This is a genomic window from Streptomyces sp. NPDC006691, assembly GCF_042869955.1.
Lineage (GTDB): Bacteria > Actinomycetota > Actinomycetes > Streptomycetales > Streptomycetaceae > Streptomyces.
The window spans coordinates 212,379-228,402 of the sequence record NZ_JBIAGW010000011.1; the positions used below are offsets into that span (position 1 = coordinate 212,379).

Annotated in this window: 13 protein-coding genes; 8 read left to right on the forward strand and 5 right to left on the reverse strand. The window is 74.0% G+C overall.

Features of this window, described 5'->3' with window-relative positions; translation table 11 throughout:
• Positions 1 to 108: 108 nt before the first annotated feature.
• Positions 109 to 2,256: a primosomal protein N' gene (locus ACFYNP_RS24230; RefSeq protein ID WP_388787995.1), complete on the forward strand. Its 2,148-nt coding sequence runs from the start codon at positions 109 to 111 to the stop codon at positions 2,254 to 2,256.
• A gap of 219 nt (positions 2,257 to 2,475) precedes the next feature.
• On the opposite strand, the gene ACFYNP_RS24235 is transcribed toward ACFYNP_RS24230, so the two are convergent.
• On the reverse strand, positions 2,476 to 3,015 hold the full coding sequence (locus ACFYNP_RS24235; RefSeq protein WP_388411677.1) for a hypothetical protein: 540 nt from the start codon (positions 3,013 to 3,015) through the stop codon (positions 2,476 to 2,478).
• A 418-nt stretch (positions 3,016 to 3,433) separates the two neighbouring features.
• Between ACFYNP_RS24235 and fmt the strand changes: the two genes are divergently transcribed.
• The 4 genes from fmt to ACFYNP_RS24255 all read left to right on the forward strand — a co-directional run bounded on the left by fmt (position 3,434) and on the right by ACFYNP_RS24255 (position 7,999).
• On the forward strand, positions 3,434 to 4,378 hold the full coding sequence (gene fmt / locus ACFYNP_RS24240; protein ID WP_388787998.1) for a methionyl-tRNA formyltransferase: 945 nt from the start codon (positions 3,434 to 3,436) through the stop codon (positions 4,376 to 4,378).
• 38 nt (positions 4,379 to 4,416) lie between these two features.
• Entirely contained in the window at positions 4,417 to 5,904 is a 1,488-nt protein-coding gene (locus ACFYNP_RS24245) for an RsmB/NOP family class I SAM-dependent RNA methyltransferase (RefSeq protein WP_388788001.1), read from the forward strand.
• A gap of 269 nt (positions 5,905 to 6,173) precedes the next feature.
• Entirely contained in the window at positions 6,174 to 6,857 is a 684-nt protein-coding gene (gene rpe / locus ACFYNP_RS24250; protein ID WP_161246723.1) for a ribulose-phosphate 3-epimerase, read from the forward strand.
• Positions 6,858 to 6,949: 92 nt separating this feature from the next.
• Complete coding sequence (locus ACFYNP_RS24255) at positions 6,950 to 7,999, forward strand: sugar-binding transcriptional regulator (protein ID WP_388411686.1); 1,050 nt, start codon at positions 6,950 to 6,952, stop codon at positions 7,997 to 7,999.
• Positions 8,000 to 8,052: 53 nt separating this feature from the next.
• On the opposite strand, the gene ACFYNP_RS24260 is transcribed toward ACFYNP_RS24255, so the two are convergent.
• Genes ACFYNP_RS24260 through ACFYNP_RS24270 form a run of 3 tightly spaced genes read right to left on the reverse strand, consistent with a single transcriptional unit; the run spans position 8,053 to position 12,041 of the window.
• Complete coding sequence (locus tag ACFYNP_RS24260) at positions 8,053 to 9,141, reverse strand: amidohydrolase family protein (protein ID WP_388788004.1); 1,089 nt, start codon at positions 9,139 to 9,141, stop codon at positions 8,053 to 8,055.
• Positions 9,142 to 10,491 (reverse strand): glutamine synthetase, encoded by a 1,350-nt coding sequence (locus ACFYNP_RS24265; protein ID WP_388788007.1) that lies wholly within the window; start codon positions 10,489 to 10,491, stop codon positions 9,142 to 9,144.
• Positions 10,492 to 10,496: 5 nt separating this feature from the next.
• Complete coding sequence (locus tag ACFYNP_RS24270; protein WP_388788009.1) at positions 10,497 to 12,041, reverse strand: ATP-dependent DNA ligase; 1,545 nt, start codon at positions 12,039 to 12,041, stop codon at positions 10,497 to 10,499.
• 71 nt (positions 12,042 to 12,112) lie between these two features.
• On the opposite strand from ACFYNP_RS24270, the gene ACFYNP_RS24275 reads away from it, so the two are divergent.
• The 3 genes from ACFYNP_RS24275 to ACFYNP_RS24285 all read left to right on the forward strand — a co-directional run bounded on the left by ACFYNP_RS24275 (position 12,113) and on the right by ACFYNP_RS24285 (position 14,453).
• Entirely contained in the window at positions 12,113 to 12,547 is a 435-nt protein-coding gene (locus ACFYNP_RS24275) for a ribonuclease domain-containing protein (RefSeq protein ID WP_388411697.1), read from the forward strand.
• Positions 12,544 to 12,882, forward strand: coding sequence for a barstar family protein (locus ACFYNP_RS24280; RefSeq protein WP_388788012.1), 339 nt, complete (start codon positions 12,544 to 12,546; stop codon positions 12,880 to 12,882). Before ACFYNP_RS24275 ends, ACFYNP_RS24280 begins: the two co-directional genes overlap by 4 nt.
• A gap of 89 nt (positions 12,883 to 12,971) precedes the next feature.
• Positions 12,972 to 14,453 carry a GuaB1 family IMP dehydrogenase-related protein gene (locus ACFYNP_RS24285; RefSeq protein ID WP_388411702.1) on the forward strand — a complete coding sequence of 494 codons (1,482 nt, stop codon included), beginning with the start codon at positions 12,972 to 12,974 and terminating at the stop codon, positions 14,451 to 14,453.
• Between the two features lie 126 nt (positions 14,454 to 14,579).
• On the opposite strand, the gene ACFYNP_RS24290 is transcribed toward ACFYNP_RS24285, so the two are convergent.
• Positions 14,580 to 15,644: a GDSL-type esterase/lipase family protein gene (locus tag ACFYNP_RS24290; RefSeq protein WP_388788015.1), complete on the reverse strand. Its 1,065-nt coding sequence runs from the start codon at positions 15,642 to 15,644 to the stop codon at positions 14,580 to 14,582.
• Between the last annotated feature and the right edge of the window lie 380 nt (positions 15,645 to 16,024).

Genomic DNA, 16,024 nt, shown 5'->3' on the forward strand with positions numbered 1-16,024 from the left:
CCCAGCACCCCATAGGGCCCCGGACCGGGATCGGTCCGGGGCCCTTGTGCGTGCTCCCGGGCCGTTTGCCGGCCGCCGCTGTCAGTCCCGTCTGGTAGGAATTTGGCTGTGAGCAGCGAGAACGAACGGCAGGGCGGGGGCGCCGAGGGTGCGGGGCCGGAGCAGCTTGCGCTCATTCGGGAGACGGTGCGCAAGGCCAAGGTGCCCAAGGCCAAGCCGCGGACGTGGCGGGGGGCGGCCCTCGCCAAGGAGCTGCCGGTCGCCCGGGTCGTGGTGAACAAGGGGGTGCTGCACCTCGACCAGTTCTTCGACTACGCGGTGCCCGAGGAGCTGGACGCCGACGCGCAGCCCGGCGTGCGGGTGCGGGTGCGGTTCGGGGCCGGGTCGCGCAATGTGCGCGACGGGCGGCGCGAGGGCGGCGGGCTCATCGACGGGTTCCTCGTGGAGCGCCGGGCCGAGTCGGACTACTCCGGTCCGCTGGCCGCGCTGGCCGGTGTCGTCTCGCCGGAGCGGGTGCTCAGCGCCGAGATGCTGTCGCTCGCCCGCGCGGTCGCGGACCGCTACGCAGGCAGCCTCGCCGACGTGCTCCAGCTCGCGGTCCCGCCGAGGAACGCCCGCGCCGAGTCCAAGCCGTCCCCCGAACCGCCCCCGCCCCCGGCCCCACCGGAGCCCGGCACCTGGGAGCGGTACCAGCAGGGCCCCGCGTTCCTGAGGGCGTTGGGCACCGGCGGCGCCCCCCGCGCGGTGTGGACCGCGCTGCCCGGCCCGCACTGGGCGGCGGAGATCGCCCGGGCCGTCGGGGCGACGCTCGCCTCGGGTCGCGGCGCCCTCGTCGTCGTGCCCGACGGCCGCAGCGCGGGCCGGGTCGACGCGGCGCTGACCGCGCTGCTCGGCGAGGGCCGGCACGCCCTGCTCACCGCCGAATCGGGCCCCGAGCGGCGCTACCGGCAGTGGCTCGCGGTGCGGCGCGGCGCGGTGCGGGCGGTCGTCGGCACCAGGGCCGCGATGTTCGCCCCCGTCGAGAACGTGGGGCTCGTCGTGGTGTGGGAGGACGGGGACTCCAGCCACAGCGACGACAACGCCCCCTTCCCCCATGTGCGCGAGGTCCTCGAACTGCGCGCCACACACGACAAGTGCGGCTTCCTGCTGGGGAGCACGAGTTGCACGGTGGAGGCCGCCCAGCTCGTGGAGAGCGGCTGGGCCTCGCCCCTGGTCGCCGACCGCACGGTCGTCAGGGCCGCCGCCCCCCTCGTACGCACGGTGGGCGACGGCGAGCTGGCGCGCGACGAGGCGGCCCGCGCGGCCCGTCTCCCGAGCCTCGCCTGGAAGGCCGTGCGCGAGGGCCTGAAGAGCGGACCGGTGCTCGTGCAGGTGCCCCGGCGCGGGTACGCGCCTCGCCTCGCCTGCGCCCGCTGCCGGACGCCCGCCCGCTGCCGGAAGTGCGCCGGGCCCCTGGAGGCGCCGGACGAGCGGGAGTTGACGTGCGCCTGGTGCGGCACGGCGGAGAGCGACTGGCACTGCGCGGAGTGCGGGTCGAACCGGCTGCGTGCCCAGATCGTCGGAGCGCGGCGGACCGCCGAGGAGCTCGGCCGGGCCTTCCCCGCGGTGCCGGTACGCACCTCGGGGCGCGACCACATCCTGGACAGCGTGCCCGGACAGCCCGCCCTCGTGGTGTCCACGCCCGGCGCCGAGCCGGTCGCCGAGGGCGGCTACGCGGCGGCGCTGCTCCTCGACGGCTGGGCCATGCTCAGCCGGCCCGACATCCGGGCCGGCGAAGAGGCGCTGCGGCGCTGGATCTCGGCGTCCTCGCTGGTGCGCGGGCAGGAGGAGGGCGGCACGGTGGTCGTGGTCGCCGAGCCCACGCTGCGCCCGGTGCAGGCACTGGTCCGCTGGGATCCGGTGGGCCACGCCCTGCGCGAACTGGCCGAGCGGGCCGAGCTCAACTTCCCGCCGGTCTCCCGCATGGCCGAGGCGATCGGCCGCCCCGAGGCGGTCGCCGCCTTCCTGAAGGCGGCCCAACTGCCGCCCGAGGCACAGGTGTTGGGGCCGGTCCCGCTGCCGGTGCCCGACCCCGGCCGGCCCCGCAGGCCCGGCGATCCTCCGGTGGGCGAGCGCTGGGAGCGGGCGCTCGTCCGGGTGCCGCCGGGCTCCGGCGCAGCCCTCGCCGCCGCGCTCAAGGCCGCCCAGGCCTCCCGGCTCGCCCGGGGCGGCGGCGACCCGGTGCGCCTGAGGATCGACCCGCCGGACATCGGCTGAGGGTCCCTGCTGGGCATGATCGACCCGCCGGACATCGGCTGAGGGTCCCTGCTCGGCACGACCGACCCGCCGGACATCGGCTGAGGGGTCGCGCTCGGCACGATCGATCCGCCGGACACCCGCTCATGGCCCGGCCCGGACAGCTCATGGCCCCGGCCCGGACAGGGGTGTGCCCCCGCGATACGCACTCACGCGAGGGCACGAAGGGGCGAACGCGGGTCAGCCGTTGCGGGGCCCGGGGAAGGCGCTGGTGCGGACCTCCTCGCGAAGGGACTGGCTGCTCGCCGTCGGCTGCGGCGGCATCGAACGGGCGGCGGGCACCGCGGGCATGGCGGGCAGCGGCGGCAGGGTGCGGGTCGTCGTGGCCTCGGCCGGACGCTCGGCGTCGGCCTGGCCCGCGGCCTGGGCGCCCGCGCGGCGGGATCCGTAACGGCGGTGCACCGCCTGCTTGGTGACGCCGAGCGCGGAGCCCACGGCGTCCCAGGAGAAGCCGAGGGAGCGGTCGAAGTCGACGGCCGCGGTGACCAGCGTCTCGACGCTGTCCCGCAGCTCCTGGGCGAGCCGTACGGTCGGGGCCGGGGCGCGTCCGTACACGACGAAGCCCGTGGAGGGACCGGAGCGGCGCGGGCGGTAGACGTTGCCCAGCTGCGCGGTGAGGGTGCGCAGTGCGTCCACCTGCCGGCGGACCCGCTCGATGTCCCGCACCAACAGGTGCAGGCTGGCCCGCGCTTGGGCGTCGTGGGTTGCGTGGTCGGCCATGAGCAAGCCTCTCGAACCGGCGATGAAAAGGGATGGAAGGGATGTGGTGCAGTCGGAGCTCGGGTGGTGCGTGGGGTGGTGCTGGTGACGGTGCTGGTGCTGCGTGGTGCGGTTGCCGTGTTGACGTGGAGCGGGTGCTGAAAAGGCGCGGGACGCGCAAGCGGCCCGATTCGGTCAATCTCTCTTGACCAACGCGCCACCTCCTGTTGTGGTCACGCTGCGGGGGCGTATGGGCATATGCACAGGGCGCGCAAGTCCCCGTACGCCCCTGCCGTACGCGTCGCGTACGGCCCCCTCCCACAGGACGCGTACGGGACCCGGCAGCCGGTCCGCGCGGGCCCGGGCACCTCCGCGTCGGTCCCCGGGCCGGGGGACCATAGACTGGGACGCTGCTCTCGACAAAGCGAGGTAACCCCCAGTGAAGCTCGTCTTCGCAGGCACCCCCGAGGTCGCCGTCCCCGCCCTGGACGCCCTGATCGCCTCCGGCCGGCACGAGGTCGCCGCGGTCGTCACCCGCCCCGACGCGCCCGCCGGACGCGGCCGCCGCCTCGTGGCGAGCCCGGTCGCCGAGCGCGCCGAGGAGGCCGGCATCGAGGTGCTCAAGCCGGCGAAGCCGCGGGACGAGCAGTTCCTGGCCCGGCTGCGCAAGATCGCCCCGGACTGCTGCCCGGTCGTGGCCTACGGTGCGCTGCTCCCCAAGGTCGCCCTGGACGTCCCGGCGCGCGGCTGGGTCAACCTGCACTTCTCGCTGCTGCCCGCCTGGCGCGGAGCGGCGCCCGTGCAGCACGCCGTCATGGCGGGCGACGAGATCACCGGAGCCACCACCTTCCTCATCGAGCAGGGTCTCGACTCGGGCCCGGTGTACGGCACCGTCACCGAGGAGGTCCGGCCCACGGACACCAGCGGCGATCTGCTCACCCGGCTCGCGTTCGCGGGCGCCGGGCTGCTCGCCGCGACCATGGACGGCATCGAGGACGGCTCCCTGAAGGCCGTTCCGCAGCCCGCCGAAGGGATCTCGCTCGCCCCGAAGATCACCGTGGAGATGGCGCACATCGACTGGGCGGCCCCGGCGCTGCGGGTCGACCGCGTGGTGCGCGGCTGCACTCCCGCCCCCGGTGCCTGGACCGTGTTCCGCGGTGAGCGCCTCAAGCTCATCCAGGCCGCCCCGGTCACCGACCGCACCGATTTGGCGCCCGGCGAGATCTCCGCCGCCAAGAACAACGTGTACGTGGGCACCGGCTCGCACGCCGTGGAGCTGCTCTGGGTCCAGCCGCAGGGCAAGAAGCCGATGCGCGGCGCCGACTGGGCCCGCGGGGTCCGGATCGCCCCGGGTGAGCGCGTGGGAGCGCCGGACGTACGCTGAGGGGGTTCGACCCATCTGATCCGCGGAGCACCTTTCACGTGAACGATTCGCCACGTCGCAGCCCGAACCCCGCCACGGGCAGGGGCGGCAAGCCGAACGCCAGCGCCGGCAAGGGCGGCAAGCCGTACCGCCGTCCCAAGAAGGACCCGGTCCGCATCCTCGCCTTCGAGGCCCTGCGGGCCGTCGACGAGCGCGACGCCTACGCCAACCTCGTGCTGCCCCCGCTGCTGCGCAAGGCGCGCGAGGGCGGCAGCTTCGACACCCGCGACGCGGCGCTCGCCACCGAACTCGTCTACGGCACGCTGCGCCGCCAGGGCACCTACGACGCGATCATCGCGGCCTGCATCGACCGGCCGCTGCGCGAGGTCGATCCGCCGGTGCTCGACGTGCTCGCGCTCGGCGCGCACCAGCTGCTCGGCACTCGCATCCCCACCCACGCCGCGGTCTCCGCGAGCGTGGAGCTGGCGCGTGTGGTGCTCGGCGACGGGCGGGCCAAGTTCGTCAACGCCGTTCTGCGCAAGGTCTCGGCGAACGACCTCGACGGCTGGCTGGAGAAGGTCGCGCCCTCCTACGAGGACGACGCCGAGGACCACCTGGCGGTCGTGCACTCGCATCCGCGCTGGGTCGTCTCCGCGCTGTGGGACTCGCTCGGCGGCGGCCGGGCCGGCATCGAGGACCTCCTGGAGGCCGACAACGAGCGCCCCGAGGTGACCCTGGTCGCCCGCCCGGGCCGCTCCACCACCGAGGAACTCCTCGACGCGCTCGGCGAGGACGGCGGCCTGCCCGGCCGCTGGTCGCCGTACGCGGTGCGGATGGCGGAGGGCGGCGAGCCCGGCGCGCTCGACGCCGTGCGCGACGGCCGGGCCGGCGTCCAGGACGAGGGCAGCCAGCTGGTGGCGGCCGCCCTCGCCAACGCCCCGCTCGAAGGCCGGGACGAGCGCTGGCTGGACGGCTGTGCGGGCCCCGGCGGCAAGGCGGCCCTGCTCGCCGCCCTGGCGGCCGGGCGCGGCGCCGCCCTGCTCGCCTCCGAGAAGCAGCCGCACCGGGCCCGTCTGGTCGAGCGGGCGCTGGCCGGAAACCCGGGCCCGTACCAGGTCATCGCGGCCGACGGCACCCGCCCGCCGTGGCTGCCGGGGTCCTTCGACCGGGTCCTGGTCGACGTGCCCTGCTCCGGTCTCGGCGCGCTGCGCCGCCGCCCGGAGGCCCGCTGGCGTCGGCGCCCCGAGGACCTGGAGGGCTTCGCCCCGCTCCAGCGCGGGCTGCTGCGCGAAGCCCTTTCGGCGGTCCGCGTCGGCGGCGTCGTCGGGTACGCCACCTGCTCGCCGCACCTGGCCGAGACGCGGATCGTCGTCGACGACGTCCTCAAGGGCCGCGGCGGCGCCGAGCCGGTCGAGGCCGAGTGGATCGACGTACGCCCCCTGATGCCCGGAGTCGCGGGCCTCGGCGAGGGTCCCGACGTCCAGTTGTGGCCGCATCTGCACGGCACCGACGCGATGTACCTCGCCCTCCTGAGGCGTACGGCCTGACTCCGGTGCGACGCCCCGCGGACGCGGGGCGTCGCGGCCCCCGCGCCGAGCGTGACCGTCCCCAACTCGCCCTCGCGGTAAGGGACTTGGGCGCATCACGGTTTGGTCCGTGCTCGCTCGGGAGAGGTTCCGGCCGGACCCGGCCGTGGGCGGAGGATCACCGGCCCGGGCCCGTGGAGCCTGCCGGATCGCCCGGCGCCCGTGGATCCGGCCAGGGTTCGGCCCGCACCGTGGCAGGCAAGTCGCCCGGGGCATGGCAGGCTTGGGGCATGGCTCAGATCAACCCCAGCATCCTCTCCGCGGACTTCGCCCGACTGGCCGACGAGGCCAGGGCCGTCGAAGGTGCCGACTGGCTGCACGTCGATGTGATGGACAACCACTTCGTGCCGAACCTGACGCTCGGGGTGCCCATCGTGGAATCCCTGGCCAGGGCGACGGACACGCCGCTGGACTGCCATCTCATGATCGAGGACCCGGACCGCTGGGCCCCGCAGTACGTGGAGGCGGGGGCCGGCTCGGTCACCTTCCACGCGGAGGCCGCCGCGGCACCGGTGCGGCTCGCCCGTGAGATCCGGGCCAAGGGCGCCCGCGCCTCGATGGCCCTGAAGCCCGCGACGCCGATCGAGCCGTACGAGGACCTGCTCCCCGAGCTGGACATGCTGCTGATCATGACGGTCGAGCCCGGCTTCGGCGGCCAGGCCTTCCTCGACATCATGCTGCCGAAGATCCGCCGGACCCGTGAGCTGATCGCCAAACACGGACTTGAACTCTGGCTCCAGGTCGACGGGGGCGTCTCGGCCTCCACGATCGAGCGCTGCGCCGAGGCCGGCGCCGATGTGTTCGTCGCCGGTTCGGCCGTCTACGGGGCCGACGACCCGGCCGAAGCGGTGCGCTCCCTGCGCTCCATGGCTGAACGGACGACGGCGGACGCACCTTGGGCGTGCGCACACTGAGCCGCCACTGAATGAACGGAACCCTTCGGGGCTGATCAAGGACCGTTGGATCTGACAGGATGAACAGCGAGTCCGGTGCGTGAACAGCAGTTGTGAACAGCAGTGAGGAGATCGCGGTGTCTGCAATGTCGGCGGGTCGGTCAGCCCTGCGGATGGGACCCGCGGAGCTGGTGCAGGCGGCGGCGATGGCCCGCCGCTTCTATCTGGAGGGCAAGTCCAAGATCCAGATCGCCGAGGAGTTCGGCGTGAGCCGCTTCAAGGTGGCCCGGGTCCTGGAAACCGCCCTGGAGCGCGATCTCGTACGGATCGAGATCCGCGTCCCTGCCGAGCTGGACGCGGAGCGTTCCGACGCCCTGCGCGCCCGGTACGGCCTGCGGCACGCGGTCGTGGTCGAGTCCCCGGCGGAGGGCGAGGAGACCTCGCCCGACCCGGAGAACCTCGGCGAGGTCGCCGCCGACCTGCTCGGCGAGCTGGTCAGCGAGGGCGATGTGCTCGGTCTGGCCTGGGGCCGCTCCACCATTCACATGGCCGCCGCCCTCGACCGCCTGCCGCCCTGCACGGTCGTCCAGCTGACCGGGGTGTACGACGCGGGCACCGCCGAGCGCGGCTCCGTCGAGGCGGTGCGCCGGGCCGCCCAGGTCTCCGGCGGCGAGGCGCACCCCATCTACGCGCCGATGCTGCTGCCCGACCCGGCGACGGCCGCCGCGCTGCGCAACCAGACGGGGATCGCCCGCGCCTTCGAGTACTTCGACAAGGTCACCGTCGCCGCGGTGTCCATCGGCTCCTGGGAGCCGGGCATCTCCACCGTCCACGACATGCTCACCGACGAGGAGCGGGCGCACTACGCCTCGCTCGGCGTCGCCGCCGAGATGTCCGCGCACCTCTTCGACGCGGAGGGCCGCCGGGTCGGCCGCGACCTGGGGGAGCGCTGCATCACGGTCGAGGCGGACCGGCTGCGCCGCATCCCCGAGGTCGTCGCGATCGCCGGGGGCCAGCGCAAGGCCGCCGCGATCGACGCGGTGCTGCGCTCCGGCCTGGTCACCAGCCTGGTGACCGACACGGCCGCGGCGGACTTCCTCCTGACCGAGACCGGCCCCAAGCCGCGGCCCGCCCTCGACCGCGCGGACCCGGACGGCATCTGAGCCACCGGCAGCGGGTCACCGGGGGCTCGACGGCCCCCGGTGACCCGGCCCCCTCACGTGCCGTAGACCCGCTCGGCGTTGCCCGCCGACACCAGATCCGCCACCCGCTCGGCGTCCGCCGCCGACCACGCCCCGGACCCGGTCCAGCCGTTCAGCAGCCGGTCCAGCGCCTCCCGGTAGAGCCGCGCCCCCACGACGTACAGCTCCGCGAGACCGTAGGCGTCCGTCGAGAAGAGCAGCTTGCCGAACGGGGCCAGCTCCAGGAACTCGGCGAGGACCGCTTCCGCCCGCGTCCCCGTATGTGCCAGCGAGAGGCCCACGTCCGCGTACACATGCGGGTAGACGTGCGCCAGATAGCCCGCGCTGCGGTGGTACGGATAGCCGTGCAGCAGGACGAGGCGGCACCCCGTCGGGCGTATGGCCCGGATGAAATCGGTGAGCAGCAGCGGATCGCAGCGGTGCAGCCGCAGATCCGGGTCGCCGAACCCGGTGTGGATCTGCAGCGGCAGCCCGGTGTGCGCCGCCGACCAGAGCAGATGGCGCAGCAGCACCGGGTCCGCGATCCGGCCCGCCCCCGCGGCGAGCCAGGCGCCGGTGGCCGCCCGGAGACCGGCCTGGCCGGGCGGCTCGGGGTCGAGGTCGAGCCCGTAGCGGTATCCGGCCACCGATTTGAACCCGGCCGCCGTGCCCGCCGCCGCGCCGATCGCGTCGGCGAGCACCGCCAGGAACTTGTCCGGATCCTGCTCCTCCCGGCCGCACCGTTCCGCGAGGTGCTCCAGGCGTACGATCTCGCGCGCCTCGGCCCCGCCGAGCCGGGCGAGTTCGGCCGGGCCGGTGAGGTCGCCGGGCAGACCGGTGTCCACCAGATAGGTGCCGATGCCGCTCGCGCCCAGGAGCAGCCGGTTCGCCTCCTCCGCGCCGAGCTCGCGGCGGCGGGACAGATAGCGCTCCGGCGGGCAGTGCGGTTCGAGGCCGAGCAGCGGCGGGCACCAGCGGCGCACCGCGAAGCCCAGCTGGGTGTCGAAGAAGCTGGTGCCGGGTGCGGCGGGGGCGTCGGACTCGGTCAGGAACGCCTCGAACGCGGCGTCGTCCGGGTCCGTGCGCAGCACGCCGTGGCAGTGGTGGTCGACGAGCGGCAGCACTCAGTACCGCCCGCGCGTCGCCTCGGCGATCTCCTGCGGCGTACGGCCGTCGAAGAGCTTCGTCTCGGCCTCGCGCACCGCGACGATCGCCTCGAACAGCCGGTCGCCGAGCGCCTCGCGCAGCACCGCGGACTCCGTGAAGTGCGCCACCGCCTCGGGCAGCGAGGAGGGCAGCCGCCGGGGCCCGTCGGAGTGGACGGGGTCGCCCGTCACCGGCTCGGGCAGCCGCAGGCCCGCGTCCAGTCCGGCGAGCCCGGCCGCGATCAGCGCGCCGACCACGAGGTAGGGGTTGGCGCCCGGGTCGAACGACTTGACCTCGGCGTTCGCCGCGTCCTGCGCCCCGGGCGGCCCGGCCACGAACCGCAGCGCCGCCTCCCGGTTCTCCAGGCCCCAGCACTGGAAGGCGCCGGCCCAGCGGGACGGCGTCAGACGCAGATAGCTCGCCGGGGTGGGGCCGCCGATGGCGAGCAGCGCGGGCAGCGCGTCGAGGATCCCGGCCAGGAAGCCCTCGCTGGTCGCGCTCATCGCGAACGGGCCCTCGCCGCCCCGGCACAGGTTGCGGCCGTCCTGCCACAGGCTGAGGTGCACATGGCCGCCGTTGCCCACGCCCTCCGGGTCGACGACCGGGCCGAACCACGGGGTGAGGCCGTGCTGGACCGACACCGCGCGGATCGTCTCGCGCACCAAGACCGCGAGGTCCGCGGCCCCCACCGGGTCGGCCGGTGCGACCGACACCTCGAACTGGCCGGCCGTGTACTCCGGGTGGATCTGGAGCACCTCGACGCCCTGTGCCTCCAGCGCGCCGATCACGTCCTTCACATACGCCGAGCGCTCCACGATCCGGGACATCCCGTACGCCGGGCCCGCGAGCGGTGGGTCGACGATCCACTCCGTCTCGAAGCCCATCCGCAGCTCGATGCCGCGCTCGGCGGCCCGCTCGGTCATCCGGCGGGCGAACTGCCGCTGGCAGGCGTCGTAGGGGCGGCCGGACTGCTCGAAGCGGTCGACGGGCGCCCACGCCCAGCCGGGCTGCGCGGCCAGCACGGTGAGCCGGTCCAGGTCGGGGATCAGCCGCAGATCTCCGTCCGGGCCGCCGATACCCGGGCTGGTGGTGACGGAGTCGTCCACCAGGTACACGTCGAACACCGGTGACATGCCCACCCCGTGCGCGGCGACCTGGGCGAGCCGTGAGGTCGGTACGACCTTGACGCGGGTGAGGCCCGCCACGTCCACCCAGGTCAGCGCGACCGAAGTGACCCCTTCCGCGGTCAGCCTGGCGGCCGCGAGCCCGGCCTCCTGCCCCCGCCGTTGTGCTTGTTCGAGCCGCCCCGCGTCGTTCCCCTGCTCCACCGGTTTCAGTCCCTCCCGCCGCGCAGTGCGATGACTGCCGCGACCGTGTCCGCCTCCGAGGCCCTCTTGTCCTCGCGATAGCGCACTACCCGTGCGAAACGCAGTGTCACCCCTTCCGGGTACCGCGACGATCTCTGCACGCCGTCGAAGGCCACCTCGACGACGAGTTCCGGCCGCACCCGCACCCCCCAGGGCTCCTCGGCCACCGCCAACTCCCGCAGCCGCTCGGTCTGCCAGGCCAGCAGGGCATCGGTGAGCCCCTTGAACGTCTTGCCCAGCATGGCGAACGTGCCGTCCTCGCGGCGGGCGCCCAGGTGCAGGTTGGAGAGCGTGCCGGTGCGCCGGCCGTGCCCCCACTCGGCCGCGAGGACCACCAGATCCAGCGTGTGCACGGGCTTGACCTTCAGCCACGAGGCGCCGCGCCGGCCCGCCGCGTACGACGAGTCGAGCGCCTTGAGCACCACCCCCTCGTGCCCGCGCTCCAGCGTGGCGGCCGCGAACTCCTCGGCGGCGGTGCGCAGTTCGGGATCGGCCGGGTCCGCCACCACGAGCCGCCGTACCCGCCGCGGCTCGGGCGCGATGCGGGCCAGTTCCGCCTGGCGATCGCGCACCGGCAGATCGAGCAGGTCGCGGCCGTCCACGAAGAGCAGGTCGAAGAAGACGGGGGAGAGCGGCAACCGGTCCTGGGCGCCCGCGACATCGAGCCGGGAGCCGACGCGTCCCGCGATGTCCTGGAACGAGCGGGGCCGCCCGTCGGCTCCCAGGGCGATCACCTCGCCGTCGAGCACGGCTGTCCGTGCGGTCAACTCCCTTGCCGCGGCCACCACTTCGGGCAGCCGGTCGGTGATCTCGTCGAGGGTGCGGGTGAAGACCCGTACCGCGTCGCCGTCCTTGTGGACCTGCGCGCGGATGCCGTCGAGCTTCTCCTCCACCGCGCACGGGCCGAGCCGGTCGAGCGCCTCGGCCACGTCCTTCGCGCTCTGCGCGAGCATCGGCAGCACCGGGCGGCCCACGTCCAGCCGGAACGCGGCCAGCGCGGACGGGCCGCCGGCCAGCAGCGCCTGGGCCACGACGCCGAGCGAGCCGCCCAGCATCACGGCACGGCGCACATCCGCCGCGGGGGCGCCGGCCGCCGCCGCGAGGCCCTCGACGGCCGCCGCGTCCAGCGCGCCCTGGCGGACCTCGCCGGTGATCAGCGAGACCAGGAAGCGCTGTTCCTCCTCGGTGGCCGCCGCCATCAGCTCACCGACGAGGCGCTTGCGCTCGCCCTGGGCGCCCTTGCCGGCCACCAGCGAGATCGCGTCGAGCCGCTCGTCGACCTCGCGCACGGTCAGCCGGGGTGAGGCGGCGGGCGCCGGCCGGTCCTTGACGGCGGCCCAGCCGAGCCCGGTGCGCCGCTGCGGGAGCCGGCCCGCCAGGTAGGTCACCACCAGCGGCGCCTCGTCCGGTGCGGTGGCCGAGAACAGCCGCGCAAGCAGCGCGGACTTCTCCGAGCGGGAGGCGGTGGCGGCGATCTCGGCCGAGGTTCCGGCCACGTCGGAGAGCAGCATGCCCCCATCGTGGCCCCGGAACATCGGTATACGCATTCGCTCGCGCCCCTCCCGGATGGGAGCATCGAGGCATGATCAACAGGTTTGCCCGGATCGCCCTCGCCGCGGTCCTCGCGTGCCTCGCTGTGCTGCTCGTCGGCTGCGGGGGCAAGGACAGCGCGAAACCCACGGGCCCGGGGTCCTCCCCGCGGGCCTCCGCACCCGCTTCCGCACCGGCCTGGGCCAAGGGGATGGCGACCGTCCCGGCGGCGCAACTGCCGCCCGAGGCGCGCAACACGCTCAAGCTCATCGACAAGGGCGGCCCGTTCCCGTACAGCAAGGACGGTGTGGTGTTCGGCAACTTCGAGAAGCTGCTGCCGCAGCAGAAGCGCGGCTATTACCACGAGTACACCGTCGACACCCCGGGCTCCCGCGACCGCGGCGCCCGGCGCCTGATCACCGGGCAGGGCGGCGAGTTCTTCTACACCGGCGACCACTACAAGACGTTCAAGGCGGTACTGCGATGACGGCCCATCCCTTCGCCGGTCTGCTGGCCGGCGCCCGCGCCGAGGGCTGGGCCACGGTGGTCCTGGACCTGACCGGCGTCACCGGCAAGGCGGCCCTGATGGACCGCTTCGCCCGTGCGCTCGACCTGCCCGACTGGTTCGGCCGCAACTGGGACGCGCTCGCGGACAGCCTGGGCGACCTGCCCGCAACCGGCCACGGCCGGCTCCTGATCGTCACGGGCTGGCAGCCGTACGCCGACGCCAGCCCGGAGGAGTGGGCGATCACCCGGGAAGTCCTGGACCAGGCGGCGGGGCCCGCGTTGTGCCCGGTGCTCGCGCTAGGAGGATCGCACTAGGCCCAAGGTCCCGTCCCTGGACGATCGGCCCGGGCAGCGCAATCGTACGAACATGGGACAATGAACTACGTGCTTTTCCCCTGGCTGAAATGCCTGGGGCCACCTCGATCGACTGGGATGTTCAGCACGTGCGTTTCCTCAACGACATCAAGCCGCCGTACGACCTGACGTACGACGATGTGTTCATGGTGCCGAGCCGCTCCGCGGTGGGCTCCCGCCAGGGCGTCGACCTGGCATCCCCCGACGGCTCGGGGACCACCATCCCGCTCGTCGTCGCCAACATGACCGCGATCGCCGGCCGCCGCATGGCCGAGACCGTGGCCCGCCGTGGCGGCATCGTCGTGATCCCCCAGGACATTCCGATCGAGGTCGTCACCGACGTCATCTCGTGGGTCAAGACGCGCCACCACGTGCTCGACACCCCGATCGTCCTGGACCCGACCCAGACCGTCGCCGACGCGCTGGCCCTGCTGCCCAAGCGCGCCCACAACGCGGGCGTCGTGGTGGACGGCGGGCGCAGGCCGGTCGGCGTCGTCACCGACCAGGACCTCACCGGCGTGGACCGCTTCACGCAGCTGTCCGAGGTCATGTCCAAGGACCTGCTGCTCCTGGACGCGGACATCGACCCGCGCGAGGCCTTCAACAAGCTCGACAACGCCAACCGCCGCTATGCCCCCGCCGTGGACAAGGAGGGCCGCCTCGCCGGCATCCTGACCCGCAAGGGCGCCCTGCGCGCGACGCTCTACACCCCGGCCACCGACGCCGAGGGCAAGCTGCGCATCGCGGCCGCCGTCGGCATCAACGGCGATGTGGCCGGCAAGGCCAAGCAGCTCCTGGACGCCGGCGCGGACACCATCGTGGTGGACACCGCGCACGGCCACCAGGAGTCGATGATCGCCGCGATCAAGGCCGTGCGCGGCCTGGACCCGCAGGTCCCGATCGTCGCGGGCAACATCGTCGCCGCCGAGGGCGTGCGCGACCTCATCGAGGCCGGCGCGGACATCATCAAGGTCGGTGTGGGCCCCGGCGCCATGTGCACCACCCGGATGATGACCGGTGTCGGCCGCCCGCAGTTCTCCGCGGTCCTGGAGTGCGCCGCCGAGGCCAAGAAGTTCGGCAAGCACGTGTGGGCCGACGGTGGCGTGCGCCACCCGCGCGACGTCGCCATGGCGCTGGCCGCCGGTGCCTCCAACGTCATGATCGGCTCCTGGTTCGCGGGCACCTACGAGTCCCCGGGCGACCTGCACACCTCCGCCGAAGGCCACCTCTACAAGGAGTCCTTCGGCATGGCCTCCGCCCGCGCGGTCAAGAACCGCACGAGCGACGAGTCCGCCTACGACCGGGCCCGCAAGGCCCTGTTCGAGGAGGGCATCTCCACCTCGCGCATGTTCCTGGACCCGACCCGGCCGGGCGTGGAGGACCTGATCGACTCGATCATCGCGGGCGTCCGTTCCTCCTGCACCTACGCGGGTGCCTCCTCGCTCGCCGAGTTCGAGGAGAAGGCCGTCGTCGGCATCCAGTCCGCCGCCGGCTACGCCGAGGGCAAGCCGCTGCACGCCAGCTGGAGCTAGTCACCGCACAGCGGTACGTCCGCCTCCGACCGCCGTACGCCCCGGAGCCCCCGCGATTCCTCTCGCGGGGGCTCCGGCCCGTACGGGGGCTCCCGGCCCGTGGCGGGGCGGTGGGAGGCGCCGGGGCTACGGGAGGCACGAGGACTCGGGCGTCCGCGCCGCCCCGGGCACCCGCGGGGCCAGCGCCCGCGTCACCGCCGCGCCCAGGAGGGCGTGGCCCTCGTCCGTGGGGTGCAGGCCGTCGGCGAGGTGGTCCGGGGTCAACAGGCCCTGCCCGGGCAGCAGTTGAAGGGCCTGGTCGCCCTTCGCGATGAGCTCCCCGGTCGCCCCCTCCATGGCCGCCCGCAGCTCGGCCAGCGTCGCGCCCAGGGCGTTCGGCGTCCGCTCCGCCTCCGGGCACAACAGCGGGGACACCAGAAGCAGCGGGGTCGTCGGATGGCCCCGGCGCACGAGCCGCAGGAACGCCAGCGTCGTCTCGTACATCAGCGTGGCCGAAAACGGCACCCCGGACCAGCAGTTGGTGCCGAAGGCGAGCGTGATGACGTCGGCCGAAAGGCGCGCGAGCTGTTCGGCGGTGGGGAGTTCACCGCGAGCCCCGCCCGCGTACCCCAGGTTCACCGCGTCCAGGCCCAGCGCCCGGCCCGCCACGGCCGGCCAGGCGTGTGCGGGGCGCGTCGACCACCAGCCCTCGGTGATGGAGTCCCCGTGCACGAGCCAGCGCGGCTGCGGCGGGGCCGGTGCGAGCGTGCCCCCGACCGGCCGAAGGCCGACGATCCTCGGCGCCTGCGTCTCGGGCGGGTGAATGGTGAACAGGCCGTCCGTGCTGGGAAGTTGGAGACGTACGCGACCTTCCTGACGGGGTGTCACGGTTGCCTCGGCGACGCACCGGTCGCCCTGCCAGAGCGCGAAGGTGTGCGCGAGGTCGTGCAGCTCCGCGTCGTCCTCGGGCACCCGGGCGCGATAGCGCACCTCCACCGCCGAGGCCCCGCGCGCGGTGAACTCGATGCGCATGCCGATGGGCAGCGCGGCCCGCTCGCCGGTGTCCCACGGCAGCCGCATCACATCGTCCGGATCCGCCCGCACCGGCTGCCCCTCGGCGTCGAGCCAGGCCACCCCGCGCAGGAAGGGGGCCGGATCCAGCCAGCCCCTGGCCGACGGCCCGGCGGTCTCGTACGGCACGTGCAGCTCCATGGGGCGCGACCCTGCAACAGCCCTGATCAAGTGTCAAGACGGCCCCGCGGCCGGCGCCGCTGTGCGCGCCGTGACCGGGCTGGCGCGCCGGCCGTGACCAGGACCACTGCGCGGTCCTGTGAGAAGGGGTACGAACAGGGCATACGCACGGATCGAACGTTGATGTGCAACAAACACCCACCCCACGCGTCCGTGCGCAATGATCAACCGCCGATGCGCAAGGTTGCTGCATTACGACCGGGAAGCGGAAACCCATAGGGTTCTCGCCGTACGTGGAGTGGCGGGGACCGCCTGCTCGGCGGAACCGGCCACGGGAAGGCTCCATGCTGCCCGAAATACCCCTTTGTGCGGGCAGGTCGGTCCGTCGCGGTCACCCGCCG

What these genes read in the sequence shown, in the direction of transcription:
- ACFYNP_RS24275 (WP_388411697.1), top strand. Translation starts at nt 12,113, where the DNA reads ATGATCAACAGGTTTGCCCGGATCGCCCTCGCCGCGGTCCTCGCGTGC.
- ACFYNP_RS24285 (WP_388411702.1), top strand. Translation starts at nt 12,972, where the DNA reads ATGCCTGGGGCCACCTCGATCGACTGGGATGTTCAGCACGTGCGTTTC.
- ACFYNP_RS24270 (WP_388788009.1), bottom strand. Translation starts at nt 12,041, where the DNA reads ATGCTGCTCTCCGACGTGGCCGGAACCTCGGCCGAGATCGCCGCCACC.
- rpe (WP_161246723.1), top strand. Translation starts at nt 6,174, where the DNA reads ATGGCTCAGATCAACCCCAGCATCCTCTCCGCGGACTTCGCCCGACTG.
- ACFYNP_RS24235 (WP_388411677.1), bottom strand. Translation starts at nt 3,015, where the DNA reads ATGGCCGACCACGCAACCCACGACGCCCAAGCGCGGGCCAGCCTGCAC.
- ACFYNP_RS24280 (WP_388788012.1), top strand. Translation starts at nt 12,544, where the DNA reads ATGACGGCCCATCCCTTCGCCGGTCTGCTGGCCGGCGCCCGCGCCGAG.
- ACFYNP_RS24290 (WP_388788015.1), bottom strand. Translation starts at nt 15,644, where the DNA reads ATGGAGCTGCACGTGCCGTACGAGACCGCCGGGCCGTCGGCCAGGGGC.